Annotated in this window: 18 protein-coding genes and 3 riboswitches; of the genes, 15 read left to right on the top strand and 3 right to left on the bottom strand. The window is 68.1% G+C overall.

Features of this window, described 5'->3' with window-relative positions; translation table 11 throughout:
- Nucleotides 1-103: 103 nt before the first annotated feature.
- Nucleotides 104-739, bottom strand: a complete 636-nt coding sequence (gene cobO / locus ACM43_RS16210) for a cob(I)yrinic acid a,c-diamide adenosyltransferase (protein WP_271541210.1) — start codon at nt 737-739, stop codon at nt 104-106.
- A gap of 40 nt (nt 740-779) precedes the next feature.
- Nucleotides 780-1,000, top strand: a riboswitch (cobalamin riboswitch).
- A gap of 95 nt (nt 1,001-1,095) precedes the next feature.
- On the opposite strand from cobO, the gene ACM43_RS16205 reads away from it, so the two are divergent.
- From ACM43_RS16205 to cobJ, 7 genes are read left to right on the top strand one after another with little or no spacing between them, the layout of a single operon-like run.
- Nucleotides 1,096-1,470: a DUF1636 family protein gene (locus tag ACM43_RS16205; RefSeq protein ID WP_025035271.1), complete on the top strand. Its 375-nt coding sequence runs from the start codon at nt 1,096-1,098 to the stop codon at nt 1,468-1,470.
- Complete coding sequence (gene cobW / locus ACM43_RS16200; protein ID WP_271541208.1) at nt 1,467-2,501, top strand: cobalamin biosynthesis protein CobW; 1,035 nt, start codon at nt 1,467-1,469, stop codon at nt 2,499-2,501. The genes ACM43_RS16205 and cobW overlap by 4 nt, the downstream gene beginning before the upstream one ends.
- The gene (cobN, locus tag ACM43_RS16195; RefSeq protein WP_271541206.1) at nt 2,501-5,749 is read left to right on the top strand and encodes a cobaltochelatase subunit CobN; all 3,249 of its coding nucleotides are present in this window, start codon (nt 2,501-2,503) and stop codon (nt 5,747-5,749) included. Before cobW ends, cobN begins: the two co-directional genes overlap by 1 nt.
- Nucleotides 5,746-6,909, top strand: a complete 1,164-nt coding sequence (cobG, locus tag ACM43_RS16190) for a precorrin-3B synthase (RefSeq protein ID WP_271541203.1) — start codon at nt 5,746-5,748, stop codon at nt 6,907-6,909. Before cobN ends, cobG begins: the two co-directional genes overlap by 4 nt.
- Complete coding sequence (locus tag ACM43_RS16185) at nt 6,909-7,538, top strand: precorrin-8X methylmutase (RefSeq protein ID WP_271541201.1); 630 nt, start codon at nt 6,909-6,911, stop codon at nt 7,536-7,538. The genes cobG and ACM43_RS16185 overlap by 1 nt, the downstream gene beginning before the upstream one ends.
- Nucleotides 7,539-7,540: 2 nt before the next feature.
- Entirely contained in the window at nt 7,541-8,272 is a 732-nt protein-coding gene (locus ACM43_RS16180; protein WP_271541199.1) for a precorrin-2 C(20)-methyltransferase, read from the top strand.
- Entirely contained in the window at nt 8,269-9,003 is a 735-nt protein-coding gene (gene cobJ / locus ACM43_RS16175; protein ID WP_271541197.1) for a precorrin-3B C(17)-methyltransferase, read from the top strand. Before ACM43_RS16180 ends, cobJ begins: the two co-directional genes overlap by 4 nt.
- Here cobJ and ACM43_RS16170 read toward each other — a convergent pair.
- Nucleotides 8,979-9,725, bottom strand: coding sequence for a cobalt-precorrin-6A reductase (locus ACM43_RS16170; RefSeq protein WP_271541195.1), 747 nt, complete (start codon nt 9,723-9,725; stop codon nt 8,979-8,981). The two genes, cobJ and ACM43_RS16170, sit on opposite strands and share 25 nt — an antisense overlap.
- On the opposite strand from ACM43_RS16170, the gene cbiE reads away from it, so the two are divergent.
- From cbiE to cobT, 8 genes are all read left to right on the top strand, one after another.
- A complete protein-coding gene (gene cbiE / locus ACM43_RS16165) occupies nt 9,724-10,905 on the top strand; it encodes a precorrin-6y C5,15-methyltransferase (decarboxylating) subunit CbiE (protein ID WP_271541193.1) in 1,182 nt (393 codons plus the stop codon). The two genes, ACM43_RS16170 and cbiE, sit on opposite strands and share 2 nt — an antisense overlap.
- On the top strand, nt 10,902-11,270 hold the full coding sequence (locus tag ACM43_RS16160) for a cobalamin biosynthesis protein (RefSeq protein WP_157282585.1): 369 nt from the start codon (nt 10,902-10,904) through the stop codon (nt 11,268-11,270). The genes cbiE and ACM43_RS16160 overlap by 4 nt, the downstream gene beginning before the upstream one ends.
- Complete coding sequence (gene cobM, locus ACM43_RS16155; RefSeq protein ID WP_271541191.1) at nt 11,267-12,049, top strand: precorrin-4 C(11)-methyltransferase; 783 nt, start codon at nt 11,267-11,269, stop codon at nt 12,047-12,049. The genes ACM43_RS16160 and cobM overlap by 4 nt, the downstream gene beginning before the upstream one ends.
- Entirely contained in the window at nt 12,049-13,359 is a 1,311-nt protein-coding gene (locus ACM43_RS16150; protein WP_271541189.1) for a cobyrinate a,c-diamide synthase, read from the top strand. Before cobM ends, ACM43_RS16150 begins: the two co-directional genes overlap by 1 nt.
- Nucleotides 13,356-14,087, top strand: a complete 732-nt coding sequence (gene cobA / locus ACM43_RS16145) for a uroporphyrinogen-III C-methyltransferase (protein WP_271541187.1) — start codon at nt 13,356-13,358, stop codon at nt 14,085-14,087. Before ACM43_RS16150 ends, cobA begins: the two co-directional genes overlap by 4 nt.
- Before the next feature lie 45 nt (nt 14,088-14,132).
- A riboswitch (cobalamin riboswitch) is annotated at nt 14,133-14,351 on the top strand.
- Between the two features lie 37 nt (nt 14,352-14,388).
- Nucleotides 14,389-15,066 (top strand): energy-coupling factor ABC transporter permease, encoded by a 678-nt coding sequence (locus ACM43_RS16140; protein ID WP_271541185.1) that lies wholly within the window; start codon nt 14,389-14,391, stop codon nt 15,064-15,066.
- 46 nt (nt 15,067-15,112) lie between these two features.
- Nucleotides 15,113-15,862: a precorrin-6A synthase (deacetylating) gene (cobF, locus tag ACM43_RS16135; protein ID WP_271541183.1), complete on the top strand. Its 750-nt coding sequence runs from the start codon at nt 15,113-15,115 to the stop codon at nt 15,860-15,862.
- Between the two features lie 5 nt (nt 15,863-15,867).
- On the top strand, nt 15,868-16,920 hold the full coding sequence (gene cobT, locus ACM43_RS16130) for a nicotinate-nucleotide--dimethylbenzimidazole phosphoribosyltransferase (protein ID WP_271541181.1): 1,053 nt from the start codon (nt 15,868-15,870) through the stop codon (nt 16,918-16,920).
- A 6-nt stretch (nt 16,921-16,926) separates the two neighbouring features.
- On the opposite strand, the gene ACM43_RS16125 is transcribed toward cobT, so the two are convergent.
- Nucleotides 16,927-17,499 carry a histidine phosphatase family protein gene (locus tag ACM43_RS16125; protein ID WP_271541179.1) on the bottom strand — a complete coding sequence of 191 codons (573 nt, stop codon included), beginning with the start codon at nt 17,497-17,499 and terminating at the stop codon, nt 16,927-16,929.
- 72 nt (nt 17,500-17,571) lie between these two features.
- A riboswitch (cobalamin riboswitch) is annotated at nt 17,572-17,774 on the top strand.
- Nucleotides 17,775-17,853: the final 79 nt, after the last annotated feature.

Genomic DNA, 17,853 nt, shown 5'->3' with positions numbered 1-17,853 from the left:
GGGGCTCTCGATTGCGGAGATACCCTCTCCCCAACCCTCCCCCGCAAGCGGGGGAGGGAGCATACCTCCCTTGGCGCAGCATTAGAATCCGATCTCATCAGCATCAAAACTCGACGCCGGCCTGCGCCTTGATGCCGGAACGGAACGGATGCTTGACCAGCGTCATCTCGGTGACGAGGTCGGCGATCTCGATCAGCTCGTCCTTGGCGTTGCGCCCGGTGAGCACGACATGCGTCATCGCAGGCTTTTGGGTCGTCAGGAACTCGACGACTTCGGCGATATCGAGATAATCGTAGCGCAGCGCGATGTTGATCTCGTCAAGCACGACCATGCGCAGCCGTTCGTCGAGGATCAGCTCCTTGGCCTTCTCCCAGCCGGCGCGCGCTGCGGCGATGTCGCGGGCACGGTCCTGCGTCTCCCAGGTGAAGCCTTCGCCCATCGCGTGGAACTGGCAGAGATCGCCGAAATGGCCGGTGAGCAGGCGCCGTTCGCCCGTATCCCAGGCGCCCTTGATGAATTGCACCACCGCGCAAGGGAAGCCATGCGCGACGCAGCGGACGATCATGCCGAAGGCGGAGGAGGATTTTCCCTTGCCGGCGCCGGTATGGACGATGATCAGGCCCTTTTCGCCGCTCTTGGTCGCCATGATCCTGTCGCGGGCGGCCTTCTTCTTCGCCATTTTCTGGGCATGCCTGATGTCGGTTTCCTCGGCTGTTTGGGTATCCGGTTCAGATGTCATGGGACCCGGTCCTTCGGCTTGACAAGTGGCGGCCACCGGCAAATGGTGGCCCGGCGTTGGTTCCTGTCCTATGACAGGCGAAGAGGGAATGCGATAGGGTCCGAATCGGCAAGATCTGGATCCAAACTGCAGCCGCCCCCGCGACCGTGACCGGAGAGATGCCCGAAGCCACTGATTCCTTTTGGAATCGGGAAGGCGGGGATCGAAGGGCCAAAACCCTGCTCCGCAAGCCGGGAGACCTGCCAGCGCGGACGAGTTTTGGACCGGCGGACGGGGTGTTCCGCGACGGGGAAGCGGGCCTTTCTGGAGAATGGTCCGTGCGCCTCATCGCCTCCCGCTGTTATCTGGAAGAGGCGATGACCGTCACACTTCATGTCTGCATCACCTGCCGCGCCGGCCAGACGCTTGGCGAGGGCGAGACGACGCCCGGCAAGCGCCTGCATGGCGCGATCCTCGAGGCCGGCGTGCCCGAGGGCGTCAGCGTGGTTCCCGTCGAATGCCTGTCGGCCTGCAGCCAAGGCTGCTCGGTCGCGCTCAGCGCGCCCGGCCGCTGGTCCTATGTCTATGGCCGCCTGTCCGATGCGAATGCGCAGGACGTGGTCGCGGGCGCTGCGGCCTACGCGGCGGCGCCCGACGGAATCGTGCCATGGCGCAGCCGTCCCGAGATCTTCCGCAAGCAGTCGCTTGCCCGCATTCCCCCCATTGCCGTCGTGCCGGAGGCCGCTGAATGAACTCGCTCGCAAAAGTCCCCGTCACGGTGGTCACCGGTTTTCTCGGTTCCGGCAAGACGACGCTGATCCAGCATCTGCTCAGCAATGCCGGCGGCAAGAAGCTCGCGGTGCTCGTCAACGAGTTCGGCAGCGAGGGCGTCGACGGCGAGATCCTGAAGTCCTGCGCCGATGCGAACTGCCCGGAGGAGAACATCGTCGAGCTCGCCAATGGCTGCATCTGCTGCACCGTCGCCGACGATTTCATTCCGACCATGGAGCAATTGCTGGCGCGGCCGGTGCGGCCCGATCACATCCTGATCGAGACCTCGGGCCTGGCGCTGCCAAAGCCGCTGCTGAAGGCGTTCGACTGGCCGGAGATCCGCTCGCGCATCACGGTCGACGGCGTGATCGCGCTGGCCGACGCCGAGGCCGTCGCGGCCGGCCGCTTCGCGCCGGATCCGGCTGCGGTGGAAGCGCAGCGCGCGGCGGACGACAATCTCGATCACGAGACGCCGCTGTCGGAAGTGTTCGAGGACCAGATCGCCTGCGCCGACATCGTGCTGCTGACCAAGGCCGACCTTGCGGGCGCCGCAGGCATCGAAGCCGCAAAGGCGGCGATCACCGCCGAGATGCCGCGCCGCGTGCCGATGCTGCCGGTCACCGACGGCGCGATCGATGCGCGCGTCATCCTCGGCCTCGGCGCTGCGGCCGAGAATGATCTCGCCGCGCGGCCCTCGCATCACGACGGCGAGGAAGAGCATGAGCATGATGATTTCGCCTCCGTCGTGATCGACCTTCCGGAGGTGGCGGATATCGAGGCACTGGTTGCCTCCGTCCAGAAGCTGGCGCGCGAGCAGAACGTCCTGCGGGCCAAGGGCTACATCGCGGTCGCGGGCAAGCCGATGCGCCTGTTGCTGCAGGCGGTCGGCGAGCGGGTGCGCCATCAGTTCGACAAGCCATGGGGCGCGGGTCACAGGCAGTCCAAGCTCGTCGTGATCGGCGAGCATGGCGATATCGACGAGGCCGCCATCAAGGCAGGACTTGGTATCTGATGCACGTCGTCTTCCGCGAGAGCCGCGGTCTCGAGGAGACCGCGACGCCAAGAGACATCGGCCAGGACCCGGCCGATCTCGTGGTGCTCTCGTATTCGGATTCCGATTTGGCCGCGTTCGCGGCCGGCTGGCGGCGCGGTCGGGGCAGCCTGCCGTCGCTGCGGCTGGCCAATCTCGCGGAGCTGCGGCATCCGCTGTCGGTCGACACCTACATCGAGCGCACGCTGTCGCAGGCGCGCGGCATATTGGTGCGCCTGATCGGCGGGGAGTCCTATTGGGCGTACGGGCTTGCGGCGCTCCAGCAACTCGCGAAGGATCGCGGCATCGTGCTGGCGGTGCTGCCGGCCGACGGCCGCGACGACACGCGGCTGGACGGGTACTCGACCCTGCCGGTCTCGACGCTGCGTCGGCTCAAGGAGCTCTGCGACACCGGTGGCCCGGTCGCCGCGCAAGCGGCGATCGCGCAGCTCGCGCTGGCCTCAGGCCTCTATGCCGGCCCGGTCATCGGGGAGATGACCGTGCCCGAGATGGGATTCTACGATCCCGCGCGCGGCGTCATTGCCGCGCCGGCGGGCGGCGAGGGCAAGCCGCGCGCACTCGTGACGTTCTATCGCTCCTATCTCACCGCCGCCGATACGGGGCCGGTTGACGCCTTGATTGTCGCGCTGCGCGAGAAGGGATTTGACGCCTACGGCGCGTTCGTCACCTCGCTGAAGGCGCCGGGCGTTGCCGACTGGCTGCGCGCGCATCTGGCGCAACATCCTGCGGCGGCGATCGTCAATGCGACGGCGTTCTCGGCCCTTGGCGACGACGGCACGACGCCATTCGATGCCGCGTCCTGTCCGGTGTTCCAGGTCGCGCTCTCCACGGCGCGGCGCGAGGACTGGGCGGAATCGTTGCGCGGCCTGTCGCCCGGCGATCTCGCGATGCATGTCGTGCTGCCGGAGGTCGACGGCCGCCTGTTCGCCGGCGTGGTGAGCTTCAAATCGGCCGGCCAGCGCGATCCGGATCTGCAGTTTTCGCATCTGGCGCACAGGCCGGATGAGGAATGCGTCAATGCCGTTGCCGCGCGCGTCGCGGCTTGGCGGCGCCTCGCAGAGACGCCTGTCGGTGAGAAGCGGCTGGCGATCGTGCTGTCGAACTATCCGGGCCGTCCGCATCAGATCGCGCACGCCGTTGGTCTCGATGCGCTGGCGTCGGTCGAGGCGTTGATCTCCGATCTCGCGGAGGTCGGCTTCGACGTTGCGCCGGTCGATGCGCTCGGCGAGACACTGTTGAAGCAGAGTTTGGCTTGGAGTGTTGCCGATTATCGTGCGGCGCTGTCGGGGCTACCGCAAGCCTTGCAGGACGATCTCGCGCAAGCCTGGGGCGCACCGGAGGATGATCCGAGCTGCCGCGACGGCGTATTCCATTTCGCCGCCATCGCGTGCGGCAAGTCGGTCATCGCAGTCCAGCCCGAGCGCGGCGATGCGGCCTCGCGCGATGCCGATTATCACGATCTCACCCGCACGCCGCGCCATGCCTATGTCGCATTCTATCTCTGGCTCAGGCAGCAGGGCTGCGATGCCGTCGTGCATATGGGCGCGCACGGCACGCTGGAATGGCTGCCCGGAAAATCCGTGGCGCTGTCCTCGAGCTGCTGGCCGGAAGCACTGATCGGCGATTTCCCCGTCATCTATCCCTTCATCGTCAACGATCCCGGCGAGGCCGCGCAGGCCAAGCGGCGCATCGGCGCGGTCACGATCGGTCATCTGCCGCCGCCGCTTCAGACATCCGCGGTGCCGGAAGGTCTACGTCGGCTGGAACGGTTGCTCGATGAGTATTCGACCGCTGACGGCCTCGATCCCGCCCGTCGCCAACGCCTGATCGCGTCGATCCGCGACGAGGCGCGAGTGGCGGGCCTCGAAGACGATCTCGGCCTCGATGCCTCGGCAGCACCAGCCGAAGCCATCCCGCGGATCGACCGCTTCGTCTGCGATCTCAAGGAGAGCCAGTTCGGCGACGGCCTGCACGTGTTCGGCCGCGGCGCTTGTGCCGATGCGGAGCGCGATGCATTGCGTTCCGCGCTCGCCGGCAAACGCGTCGCGCCGGGGCCGTCGGGCTCCCCGTATCGCGGGCGTCAGGACGTGCTGCCGACAGGGCGCAATCTCTTCGCCGTCGACCCGCGCGCGGTGCCGACGCCATCGGCGCATGCCCAAGGCATCAAGCTCGCCGAAGAGCTGCTGCGGCGCCATCTGCAGGATCATGGCGACTGGCCGAAGGGTCTCGTCGTCGATCTCTGGGGCTCGGCGACCATGCGCACCGCAGGCGAAGAGTTTGCGATGGCGCTGCATCTGGCCGGCCTCGCGCCGCGCTGGGATCATGCGTCCGGCCGCGTCACCGGTTATGACATCATCGCGCCGGCCGAGCTCGGCCGCCCGCGCATCGATGTGACGCTGCGCGTATCCGGCCTGTTCCGCGACGTCTTCGCAGGTCTGGCGCAATTGTTCGAAGCCGCCGCCGAGGCGCTCGCCGCGCGCGAGGACGAGGGCGATGAGAACCCCTATCGGCATCGTGCGCGCCGCGTGTTCGCGCCGCGGCCCGGACAATACGGCGTCGGCCTGTCGGCGATCCCGGATGCCTTCACGCCGGAGACGCGCGAGGCCGCTGGCGAAGCGTGGCTGTCGGCATCGTCCTGGGCGTTCTCTGCAGATGGCGCGATGCAGCGGGATCGCGCAGGTATCGAACAGCGTCTCGCGTCCGCCGATGCTTTTGTCCACGTCCAGGACTTGCCCGAAACCGATCTGCTGCTCGCCGCCGACTATGCCGCGCATGAGGCAGGCATCGCCGCAGCAGCCGCGCACCTCGGGGCAGGCGCGCCGTCGCTCTATCATCTCGATGCGACACGGCCGGGCGAACCGCATGCGCGCACGCTGACGGAAGAGATATCGCGCGTCGTTCGCGCACGCGCGGCCAATCCGGACTGGATCGCCGGCATGATGCGCCACGGTTTCCGCGGCGCCGCCGAGATCACCGCGACGCTGGAGCACATGGCCGCCTTCGCACATCTCGCCGGCGCCGTGCCGCCGCATCTGTTCGACCTCTATTACGACGCGACACTCGGCAACGACGACGTCCGCGCCTTCATGGCGCGCGAAAATCCGTCCGCACTCGCCGCAATGGAAACCTGCTTCACGCGCCTGCACGAAGCCTCGCTCTGGCGAACCCGCCGCAATTCGATTGCAGCGGCGCTGCGGGAGGCGTCATGAGCACGGCCACGGTTAAGGGATGGTGTCCCGGCGCACTGCGCCCGATGCGATCGGGCGACGGGCTCGTGGTGCGCGTGCGTCCGTTCGGCGGGCGCCTTGAAGCGCCGCAAATCTCCGGGCTTGCGGAACTCGCCGAGCGCTTCGGCAATGGTCTGATCGACGTCACGAGCCGGGCTAACTTGCAGATCAGGGGCGTTCAGGAGGACGGCCATCGGCCGTTGCTCGACGGCCTTGCGCGATTGGCACTGCTCGATCCCGACGCCGACATCGAAGCCAGGCGCAACATCCTGGTGACGCCGTTCTGGAGCAACGGCGACGAAACGCAGTCGCTCACGGCGGAGCTCGAAGAGGCGCTCGCCGATTCCGGCCTTGCCCTTCCCACCAAGTTCGGCTTCGCCATCGATGACGGGCGGTCGCGCGTTCTCGCCGGCGATTCCGCCGACATCCGCATCGAGCGCGACCGCTCGGGCGGTCTCCTGGTGCGGGCGGACGGCGCCAAGCTCGGCCGCTCCGTCGATCGCGGCCAGGCTGTGAGCGCGGCGCTGGCGCTCGCAAGCTGGTTCCTCATCTCCGGCGGTGCGAAAGGCGGGCGTGGGCGCATGGCAGCTCACATCGCATCCGGCGCCGTGTTGCCTCAATCCTTGCGCGGCGAGACCGAGCCTGCGCCGGTGATGGCCGCGGTGCGGCCCGGGCACTATCCGCAAGGCGCAATGGTCGGGGTGGCGTTCGGGCAGATGCTGCACGCGACGCTGCATCAATTCTCTGCTTGCGGCCATGCGCTGCGCATGACGCCCTGGCGGATGGTGCTGAGCGAGGGCAAGCGCGAGATGCCGAGCGGGGCGGGGCTCATCACGAGGCCCCATGATCCGGCGCTGCGCGTCATCGCCTGCAGCGGCGCGCCGCGCTGCCGCGAGGCCCATGCCGATACGCGCGCGCTAGCCGCGGCGCTGGCGCCGCGCATCGCCGCCGACGCGCGGCTCCACGTCTCCGGCTGCGGCAAGGGCTGCGCCCATTCCGGCGCGGCTGCGGTCACGCTGATTGCAACGCGCGCCGGGTTCGATCTCGTCCGCGACGGCTCAACCCGCGACGCGCCGGCCCTGCGTGGGCTGAACGGCGCCGACATCGTCAGCGATCCCTCCATCCTGGTCGGAGGGAACTGATGCCGCACACCTACGAGACCGACGGCGCTGTGATCTACCGGCAATCCTTTGCCACCATCCGGGCCGAGGCCGATCTCGCGCGCTTCACGCCGGACGAGGAGCCGGTGGTGGTGCGGATGATCCATGCCGCCGGCATGGTCGGCCTCGAGGCGCATATCCGCTTCACGCCTGGTATGGCGAAAGCCGCGCGGGCGGCCTTGCAGAAGGGCGCGCCGATCCTGTGCGACGCGCGCATGGTCTCCGAAGGCATTACGCGCGCAAGACTTCCCGCCGCCAATGCCGTGATCTGCACGCTCGGCGATCCCGCCGTGCCCGCGTTGGCGCAGTCCATGCGCAACACGCGCTCGGCCGCTGCGCTGGAGCTGTGGCGGCCGCATCTTGATGGCGCGATCGTCGCGATCGGCAATGCACCGACCGCGCTGTTTCATCTGCTCAACATGCTGGAGGATCGCGACTGTCCGCGGCCGGCTGCGATCATCGGCTGTCCCGTCGGCTTCGTCGGCGCGGCCGAATCCAAGGCCGCGCTGATGGCCGATCCGCCGGCACCGGCGCTCACCGTTGAAGGCCGCCTCGGCGGCTCCGCCATCACGGTTGCTGCCGTGAACGCGCTGGCAAGCCGGAGCGAATAGAAATGGGACGCATCATCTGCTGCGGTCTCGGCCCCGGCGATCCTGATCTGATGAGCGTGCGTGCCGATCGTACGGTGCGGGGCGCTAGCCACGTCGCCTATTTTCGCAAGAAGGGCAGGCCCGGCCAGGCGCGCCGCATCGTCGAGGGCATGCTGGCTGCGGGCGTTACCGAATATCCAATGGAATATCCGGTTACGACCGAGATTGCTTTCGACAGCCCCGAATACGTGCAACTGCTCGCAGATTTCTATGACGAATGGGCCGAGCGCCTGGCGCGGCTTTCGCGCGTCGTCGACGTCGTCGTGCTCTGCGAGGGCGATCCCTATTTCTACGGCTCCTTCATGCATCTGCACACGCGCCTGCAAGGCCGCGTCGAGATCGAGGTGATCGCCGGCATTCCCGGCATGGTCGGCTGCTGGAACGGCGTCGGGCAGCCGATCGCGCTCGGCGACGACGTGACGACGGTGCTGATGGGGACGCTCCCCGAGGCCGAGCTCGAACGCCGCATGCGCGATTCCGATGCGCTGGTCGTCATGAAGACCGGCCGCAATCTGGCAAAGGTGCGCCGCGCGCTTCGCTGCGCCGGGCGGCTCGACGATGCCTGGCTGGTCGAGCGCGGCACCATGCCGGGCGAGCGCGTGGTGCGGCTCGCCGAGATCGACGCGGCCGACTGCCCCTACTTCGCGATCGTCCTCGTGCACGGCAAGGGCCGGCATCTGGACGCCGCCGAATGACGGGCACCCTGACCATCGCGGGCCTCGGGCCGGGCAGCGACGCGCTGGTGACGCCGGAGGTCACGGCGGCGCTTGCGACGGCGACCGATATTCTGGGCTATGCGCCTTATGTCGCACGCGTGCCGCCGCGGCCTGGGCTCACCCTGCATCCCTCCGACAATCGCGAAGAGCTGCAACGTGCGAGCGAGGCCCTGCGGCTTGCCGCCGACGGCGGCCAGGTCGTCGTCATCTCTTCCGGCGATCCCGGCGTGTTCGCGATGGCGTCCGCCGTGTTCGAGGCCCTCGAACAGGCGCCGCAATGGCGGGAGCTGCCGATCCGCGTGCTGCCCGGCGTCACCGCGATGCTGGCGGCCGCCGCGCGTGCCGGCGCGCCGCTCGGACATGATTTCTGCGCGATCAACCTCTCCGACAATCTCAAGCCGTGGACCGTGATCGAGAAACGCCTGCGCCTCGCGGCGGAAGCCGATTTTGCCATCGCGATGTACAACCCGCGCTCGGCCAGCCGCCCGGAAGGATTCGGCCGTGCGCTGGCGCTGCTTCGCGAGGCCGGCTGCGGCGAGCGTCTCATGATCTTCGCGCGCGCGATCAGCGCGGCTGATGAAAAGATCGAGATCGTGACTCTGAGCCAGGCGACGCCCGAGATGGCCGACATGCGCACGCTTGTCATCCTCGGCAATTCGCAGACACGCCGCGTCGGCCGCTGGGTCTATGCGCCGAGGCGGGTAGAATGACCGAGCCATTGCATCACGTCAGTGACGCGCTCGACCCGCCGGCGCTCCGGCAGCTCTGGTCGCGAGATCATGATTACGGGAAGGCCGAGCCTGCGGGCCGCGTCGATCTTGGCGCGTGCGCCGTCGCCGCCGGAATTGCGGGCAACGATCCAGGAGATGCCGCGCGTGCGCAGCATCTCGAGCTCACTGTCGAAGGTGAAGGGGCCGCGCGACACGATCACATCGGCCGCGAAGGGCAGCGGCGCCTCGGGCGGATCGACGAAGCGCAGCGTGTAGGCGTGCTGCGGCTTCGTCGCGAACGGCGCGATGTGCTGGCGGCCGATGGCGAGGAACACGTTTGCCGGAGCGTCCGGCAGTGCGGCGACCGCAGCGTTGACATCCACCACCTCCAGCCAGGTGTCGGCGGCCGCCTTGATCCAGGGCGCGCGTTCCAGCGCAAGCAACGGCGTGCCCGTCTGCGCGCACGCCTCGACGGCGTTGCGGCTCATTTCCGCGGCGAAGGGATGTGTCGCATCGATCACATGAGTTATGCCTTCGCGGCGGATGTAGTCGGTCAGCCCGCTCACGCCGCCAAACCCGCCGATGCGGGTCGGCAGCGGCTGATCGGCCGGCGCGCGGGTGCGGCCGCCATAGGAATAGACGGCGTCGATGCCGGCGCGCGCGATCTCCGCGGCGAGCAGGCTCGCATCGGCCGTTCCGCCCAGAATGAGGGCGCGAATCATGTCTGATCCCTGGCTGACCATCATCGGTATCGGCGAAGATGGCCTTGCTGGGCTGTCGGAGGCAAGCCGAAAGGCGCTTGCCAGGGCCGAAACCGTGTTCGGCGGCGAGCGTCATCTTGCGCTTGCCGAAATTGGCAGCCGCGGCCGTCCGTGGCCGGTGCCGTTCGATGCGAATGTCGTGCTGAGCTGCCGCGGTCGGCCGACGGTGGTGCTCGCCTCCGGCGATCCGTTCTGGCATGGCGCCGGCGCAAGCCTCGCCGAGAAGCTCGGCAGCGACGAGTGGATCGCGCATCCGTCACCGTCGACGTTCTCGCTTGCGGCCGCGCGGCTGGGCTGGCGACTGGAGTCGACCATTTGCCTCGGCCTGCACGCTGTATCATTCGAACGTCTCGCTCCGCACCTGGTGCGCGCCGCGCGCATCATTTGCCTCGTGCGCGATGGCAAAGCCGCCGGCGATCTTGCGAAATGGCTGACGGAACGCGGCTGGGGCGCTTCCGCATTTTGGACTCTCGCCGCGCTCGGCGGGCCGCGCGAAGCTGTCCAGCAGTATTGCGCAATGGACTTTGCTGATGATCGCGCTGCCAATCTGGTTGCGGTAGCGGTGGAGGCGAGGGGCGCACAGGGCATTCCGCGCAGCTCGGGCCTGCCAGACGACCTCTTCGTCCATGACGGCCAGATCACCAAGCGGCCGGTCCGCGCACTGGCGCTCTCCGCGCTGGCGCCGCGTCCGGGGGAGCGGCTGTGGGACATCGGCGCCGGATCGGGATCGATCTCTGTGGAGTGGGCGCTGTGCGGCGGGACGGCTACCGCAATCGAGGCGCGCGAGGATCGCGTCGCGAACATTCGCAAGAATGCGGCCGCCTTCGGTCTGACGCATCGGATCACAGTCGTCACGGGCAGGGCACCGGAAGCTCTTGCCGGGTTGGAAGCGCCGGATGCCGTCTTCATTGGCGGTGGTCTCGACGAAGTGTTATTTGATGCGATCTGGACGCGGCTCTCGCCGGGTACGCGGCTCGTGGCGCATGCTGTGACGCTGGAGACGGAAGCTCTGCTCGGCGAGCTGCATCAGCGTCACGGCGGCGAACTGATGCGGGCCGAAATTTCGCATGCCGTCCCGCTCGGCCGCTATCGGTCGTGGGAGGCGGCACGCCCCGTGGTGCAGTGGAGTGTGGTGCGATGAAGGTCGCCGGTTTAGGCTTCAAGCGCGACGTGACGCTGACTTCGCTGCGCGAAGCGCTGCTGGCTGCGGGCGGTGCGGAAGGGCTTGCGGCGATGGCAACTGTCAGCGACAAGGCCGACACCGAGGCGCTGAAGCAACTCGCTCGTGAATGCGGCGTGCCGATCAGGGCTGTTCCGGTCGCGACACTGGCCGGCATCGACACGCCCACGCAATCGAAGCTCGTCGCGGAGAAATTCGGCACCGGATCTGTGGCCGAGGCTGCAGCGCTCGTGGTCGCCGGTCCGCACGCGCGGTTGATTGCAACACGGGTCGTCTCGCAGGATCGCAGTGCGACCGCGGCGATCGCCGAAGGAGACGGCGTATGACGGTGCATTTCATCGGCGCCGGGCCGGGCGCGCCCGATCTGCTGACGTTGCGGGGCCGCGACCTGATCGCGGCCTGTCCAGTCTGTCTCTATGCCGGCTCGCTGGTGCTGGAGGGCGTGCTGGCGCATTGCCCGCCCGGCGCGCGCATCGTCAATACCGCGCCCATGTCGCTCGACGAGATCATCGCCGAGATCGCAGCCGCGCATGCGGCAGGCCTGGATGTCGCGCGGCTGCATTCCGGCGATCTCTCAATCTGGTCGGCGATGGGCGAGCAGCTCCGCCGTTTGCGGGCGCTGGGGATTCCCTACTCGGTGACACCCGGCGTTCCCTCGTTCTCGGCTGCCGCGGCCGCGCTCGAGGCTGAGCTGACGCTGCCCGGTCTTGCTCAGACGGTCGTGCTGACGCGCACGCCGGGCCGGGCCAGCGCGATGCCCGGGGGCGAGAAGCTCGCTGCGTTCGCTGCGACCGGCGCGGTGCTCGCGATCCACCTGTCGATCCATCTGCTCGACCAGGTCGTCGCCGAGCTGACGCCGTATTACGGCGCGAATTGCCCGGTCGCGATCGTCTGGCGCGCGAGCTGGCCGGAGCAGCGCATCGTGCGCGCGACGCTGGCAACGCTCGATGCGGCCGTGGGTGGCGAGATGGAGCGCACCGCGTTGATCCTGGTCGGCAAGACGCTTGGCGCTGCCGATTTCGACGAGAGCCGCCTCTACGCCGCCGATTACGACCGCCGCTACCGGCCCGTTGGTGCCGAGCCGCGCTTTCCGGAGGCGTCGTGATGGCGGCGAGCCTCGTCATCTCCGCGCCGGCCTCCGGTGTCGGCAAGACCACGCTGACGCTGGCGCTGGCCCGCGCCTGGCGCAATCGCGGCCTGAACGTGCAGTGCTTCAAGAGTGGGCCCGACTATATCGATCCCGCCTTCCACGCCGCCGCCACGGGACGCGCCTCGGTCAACGTTGACAGCTGGGCGATGGATCGCAGCGCCGTCGCGCATCTCGTCAGCCGTGGCGGCAATGCAGATGTCGTGCTCGCCGAGGGATCGATGGGCCTGTTCGACGGTGTCGCTGCGCGCGGCGTCTCCGGCACCGGAGCGACAGCTGATATCGCGGAGATGCTGGGCTGGCCGGTGGTTTTGGTGATCGATCCCTCCGGCCAGGCGCAGACTGCGGCAGCGATCGCCGCCGGCCTTCGCGATTACCGCGCCGGCGTGCGCCTTGGCGGCGTCGTGCTCAATCGCGTCGCCAGCCCGCGCCATGAGGATCTGGTGCGGCGCGCGCTGAACGAGGCCGGCATCAAAGTGTTCGGCGCGCTGCCGCGCCATGCCGAGATCAGCCTGCCGAAGCGGCATCTCGGCCTCGTGCAGGCCGAGGAGCAGGCCGAGATCGGCAAGCTGATCGACGAAGCCGCGCGCTTTGTCGCCGAGCACGTCGATCTCGATGCGGTGCTCCACTCGGCAGGCAAATGGTCGCCGCAAGCTGTGGCGAACGGCTTGAACGTGAGGCCGCCCGGCCAGCGCATCGCGCTGGCGCGCGATGCGGCGTTCTCGTTCGTCTATCCGCATATGCTGGAAGCCTGGCGCGCGGCGGGCGCCGAGATCGTGCCGTTCTCGCCGCTGGCCGATGAAGTGCCCGACGCGAGCGCCGACGTGTGCTGGCTGCCCGGCGGCTATCCCGAGCTTCATGCAGGAAAGATCGCGGGCAATGCGCGCTTTCGCAGCGGACTGCGCGCTTTCGCCGAGACGCGGCCGGTGCATGGCGAATGCGGAGGCTATATGGTGCTGGGTGCAGGCCTGACCGACGCCGACGGTATCCGCCATGAGATGACAGGGCTGCTCGGCCTGGAGACCAGCTTTGCCAAGCGCCGCATGCATCTCGGCTATCGTCTTGCCGAACTGGCCGCGCCGATGCCGGGGCATAAGCCTGGCGCGCGCCTGCGCGGCCACGAGTTCCACTATTCGACCATCCTCGCCCAGCCCGATACGCCGCTCGCGATCGTGCACGATGCCACCGGCGCGGTCATTGCCGAAACCGGCTCGCGTCGTGGCCATGCCACCGGCACGTTCTTCCATCTGATCGCGGAGGACCGGTGAGCGGCTTCGTCACTTTCGTCTCCGCCGGCCCCGGCGATCCCGAGCTCCTCACGGTGAAGGGCGCTACGCGGCTGCGCGAGGCCGACGTCGTGCTCTATGACGATCTTGCCTCCGGCGCGATCCTCGATCTCGCCCGGCCCGGTGCCAATCTCGTCGCGGTGGGAAAGCGGGCCGGGCGTCCTTCGACCAAGCAGCACCACGTCAACCGTCTCCTGGTCGACTACGCCGCAACCGGCGCCCGCGTGGTGCGGCTGAAGTCGGGCGATGCCGGCATTTTCGGCCGGCTGGAGGAGGAGATCGAGACGCTGCGCGATGCCGGCATCGGCTACGAGATCGTTCCCGGCGTCACCTCCGCCTGTGTTGCCGCCGCGCAGGCCGGTATTCCCCTGACCCGCCGGCATACCTCCCGCCGCGTGCAGTTCATCACCGGTGCCGACGTCACCGGCGAGCTGCCACCCAATTTGAATTGGGCGGCGCTGGCCGATCCCGAGGCGACGACCGTGGTCTATATGGGCCGGCGCACGTTTCCGGCGCTTGCCGCAAAATTGATCGCGCACGGGCTCGCCGCCGGCACCCCGGCGCTGTTCGCCGAATCCCTCGGGCGATCTGACGAACGATTGGTCCGCACCACCATTGCCGAGCTCGCCGAGCAGCTTGCGCGCGGCGGCGCCGCTTCCACCGCCGCCGTGATCCTGTTCGGTGCGCTGGCGGGAGAATATCCGGCATGACGGCTCCGGCAGCGGTTCGCCCCTTGACGCCTGCAATGCGAAAGGGGCACACAAGAGAGGCATGGTGCTCGACGCGGCGCAAAGCGCCGGAGCATAATCGGGAATGGGGATGGGCGGACCCAGTTGCGGCGCCCAAAACCCCAGCCGCCCCCGCGACTGTAAGTGGTGAGGGCCTCCGAACCGCCACTGGACCCGCAAGGTCCGGGAAGGCCGGAGAACCAGTGAACCGCGAGCCAGGAGACCGGCCGTGCACGTATTGAGGCCAAGGCCGTCGGGTGTGACGGCAGGAAGGAACTGAGCCATGCATATCGAACCAGGATTGGTCACAGGCGCCAAGCTCGTGCTGAGTTACGCAACCGGCATCGCCGCAGGCGGCGTTGCGCTGAAGCTGGCGGTCGAGACCGTGCGCGAGCAGGGCATCGGCTCGTTCGCTGCGCGGACGCTGGCCACCACCGCTCTCGTCTTCGTCTTCTTCGAGATCCTGCCGCACTTCCCGGTCGGGGTATCGGAGGTGCACTTCATCCTCGGCTCGACCTTGTTCCTGTTATTCGGCGCTGCGCCCGCGGCCTTCGGCCTTGCCTTTGGCCTGCTGCTTCAGGGTATGCTGTTGGAGCCGGTCGACCTGCCGCAATACGGCATGAACGTCACCACGCTGCTGGTGCCGCTGTTCGCGATCCAGGCGATCGCCACGCGGATCATTGCCCGCAACACCGCCTATGTCGATTTGAAATACGGTCAGGCGCTGGCGCTTTCGACGACCTACCAGGCCGGCGTGATCGCATGGGTGGCGTTCTGGGCGCTCTATGGCTCCGGCTTTGCGATCAGCAACCTCGCCAGCATTGCGACGTTCGCTGCCGCTTATGCGCTGGTCATCGTGATCGAGCCGCTGGCCGATCTCGCCGTGCTGGCGCTGGCGAAGTCGCTGCGTGGCGTCACCGCGCCCGGCCTCGTCACGCCGCGCCTTCACAACGCGGCCTGAGAGACAAGCGAAAGGGCGGCCGCCGTGGCCGCCCGTCGCGCTCGCGATGCTCACGCTCTCCCTGATAGGCATCGGTTGCGGCGATCCCGAGCAGCTCACGCGCGCCGCGACCCGCGCCATCAACGCGGCCGATCTCATCCTGATCCCGCGCAAGGGGACTGCGAAATCCGATCTCGCCGATCTCAGGCGAACGATCTGCGCCGGTGTGCTCACCAACAAAACGACGCGCATCGCCGAATTCGATCTTCCCGTGCGCGATGCGACCGAGTCGGACTACCGCAAGGGCGTAGACGATTGGCACGATGCGGTGGCCGCGACCTGGTCGCAGACGATCGCTGGGCATCTCGAAGATGAGGGCAAGGTCGCGCTGCTGATCTGGGGCGATCCTTCGCTCTATGATTCTTCGCTGCGCATTGCGCGGCGGTTGAATCCGTTGCCGACAATCGAAGTCGTGCCTGGGATCACCTCGATCCAGGCGCTGTGCGCGGCGCATGCGCTGCCGCTCAACGACATCGGCGAGCCGTTCCTGGTCACGACGGGGCGGCGCTTGCGCGAAGGCGGCTGGCCGCAGGGCGTCGATACCGTCGTCGTGATGCTCGATGGCGGCACGGCGTTCCAGTCGCTGGATCCGGCCGGGCTTCACATCTGGTGGGGGGCCTATCTCGGCATGCCCGATCAGATCCTCATGTCCGGCGCGCTGGCCGAGGTCGGCTCGCGCATCGTCGCGTTGCGGCAAGAGGCGCGCGAGCGGCACGGCTGGATCATGGACAGCTATATTCTCAAACGCAGGCGTTGAGCAGCATGCTTCCCGAATGGGTTACCCAGAACTGCCCCGAGGTCTCCGCTGTTCATCGCGAGGCGGCCATTGCGCGGCAGGCGCAACTGACGAAGCCGACCGGCGCGCTCGGCCGGCTCGAGCAGCTCGCGATCGAGCTTGCGGGCTTGCAGGCGACCGGGCAGCCGCGCGCTGCGCGGGTGCCGATCATCATCTTCGCGGGTGACCACGGCATCGTCGCGCAGGGCGTGTCGGCCTATCCGCAAGCCGTCACCATCGCGATGATGGCGAATTTTGCCTCCGGAGGCGCCGCGATCTCGGTGCTGGCGCGCGAGCTGGGTTCGAGCCTCGAGGTGGTCGACGCCGGCACATTGGCCGAGGCGCAGATGGCGGGAATCGTCACCGACAAGCCGCGCAGCGGCACGCGCGATTTCAGTGTCGAGGCCGCGCTCACGCCCAAGGAATTGGCCTTCGCCTTCGAGGCCGGCCAGCGCGCGGTGGTGCGCGCCATGGCCGACCGGCCTGATCTCTTGATCTTCGGCGAGATGGGGATCGGCAACACCACGACGTCGGCGGCGATTGCTGCGAGCCTGCTCGGTGTGAGCGCCGGGGAGATCGCGGGCAGCGGCACCGGCGTCGATGCGTCGGGCCGGGCGCATAAGGCGCGGGTGATCGATGCGGCGATCGCGCGCCACGGCGTCGCCGGAGCCGCGGCCGAGAAGATCCTGTGCGCGGTCGGCGGCCTCGAGATCGCGGCGATCTCGGGCGCGATCATCGCGGCCGCGCAACGCCGTATCCCCGTGTTGATCGACGGCTTCATCGTCTCGGTGGCGGCGCTGGCGGCGGCGCGCCTCAACCCGCCCTGCCAGCCATTCCTGCTGCCCTCGCATCAATCGGCCGAGCAGGGACATCGGCTGGTGTTGCGCGCGCTGAATGTGCAGCCGCTGATCAGCCTCGATCTCAGGCTCGGCGAGGGATCGGGTGCCGCCATCGCGCTGCCGCTGGTCCGCTCGGCTTGCGCACTTCACAACGGCATGGCGACGTTCGCGCAGGCCAACGTGCCGGATCGGCCGTCTTGATGCGGCTCAAGCCACGCGCTGGTTGACCGAGACGACACGCCAGCCGCCCGCGAGCCGGTCGATCCGGGTCAGCGACAGCGGATCGACCACGAAGCGCAGCGCAGCTTCCGGTGTGAGATCGAGCGCGATGCAAAGCGCGGCCCGAATGGTCCCGGAATGAACGACCAGCGCCGCGGAGCCTGCGCCAATCTGCGCCAGGCCCAGGCGGACGCGGGCGACCTGATCCGCAAAGCTCTCGCCATTCGGCGGCCGCCCGTGCGCGGGATCGCGCCAGACCTGCGCGTAGGCCTCGCCGCCGGTCGCGGCGAGTTCGTCATGCCGATGGCCGGTCCAGTCGCCGAAATCCTGCTCGCCGAATTCGCTGACCAGCTCCGGTTCGAGTCCCAGCGCGCGCGCCGTCTCGACCGTGCGCCGCGACGGGCTGGCATATCCGGCGACATCCGCGGGCAAGCGCCGCCTCAGGGCCGCCAATGTGGCGTGATCGCCGAGGTCGGGCCGCGCATCGGCCGCATGGATCGTCCCGGGCACGCCCGCGACGGCCGCATGCCTGATCAACCAGAGGAAGGTCTCGCCTTCCATGCTCATCTCCAGGGAAGTTGGTTGCTGTGGCCCCAACGCCGCAACTGGCACATTGACTCTGTCTTGGTGGTAATCCTAGATGCTCGCGACGGTTTTCCCGAGAGGGAATGAAAAGGGAATGCGGTGCGGGGAAAATTGTCCCCAATGCCGCGGCTGCCCCCGCAACTGTAAGCGGTGAATCCTTCGTCACGAGCCACTGGGTCCTCGGTCCCGGGAAGGCGACGAAGCGGTTACGACCCGCGAGCCAGGAGACCTGCCGTCAGCCGTGGTCACACGCGAAGATGTCGGTCGGGGAGTACAGACATTCGGCTTCATCGGACGGCTAAAGCCGAAGGTGAAACCTCGTTCGCTGTG

The organism is Bradyrhizobium sp. CCBAU 45321 (assembly GCF_028128975.1).
Classification (GTDB): domain Bacteria; phylum Pseudomonadota; class Alphaproteobacteria; order Rhizobiales; family Xanthobacteraceae; genus Bradyrhizobium; species Bradyrhizobium yuanmingense.
This window is presented reverse-complemented; position numbering and strand designations above follow the sequence as displayed.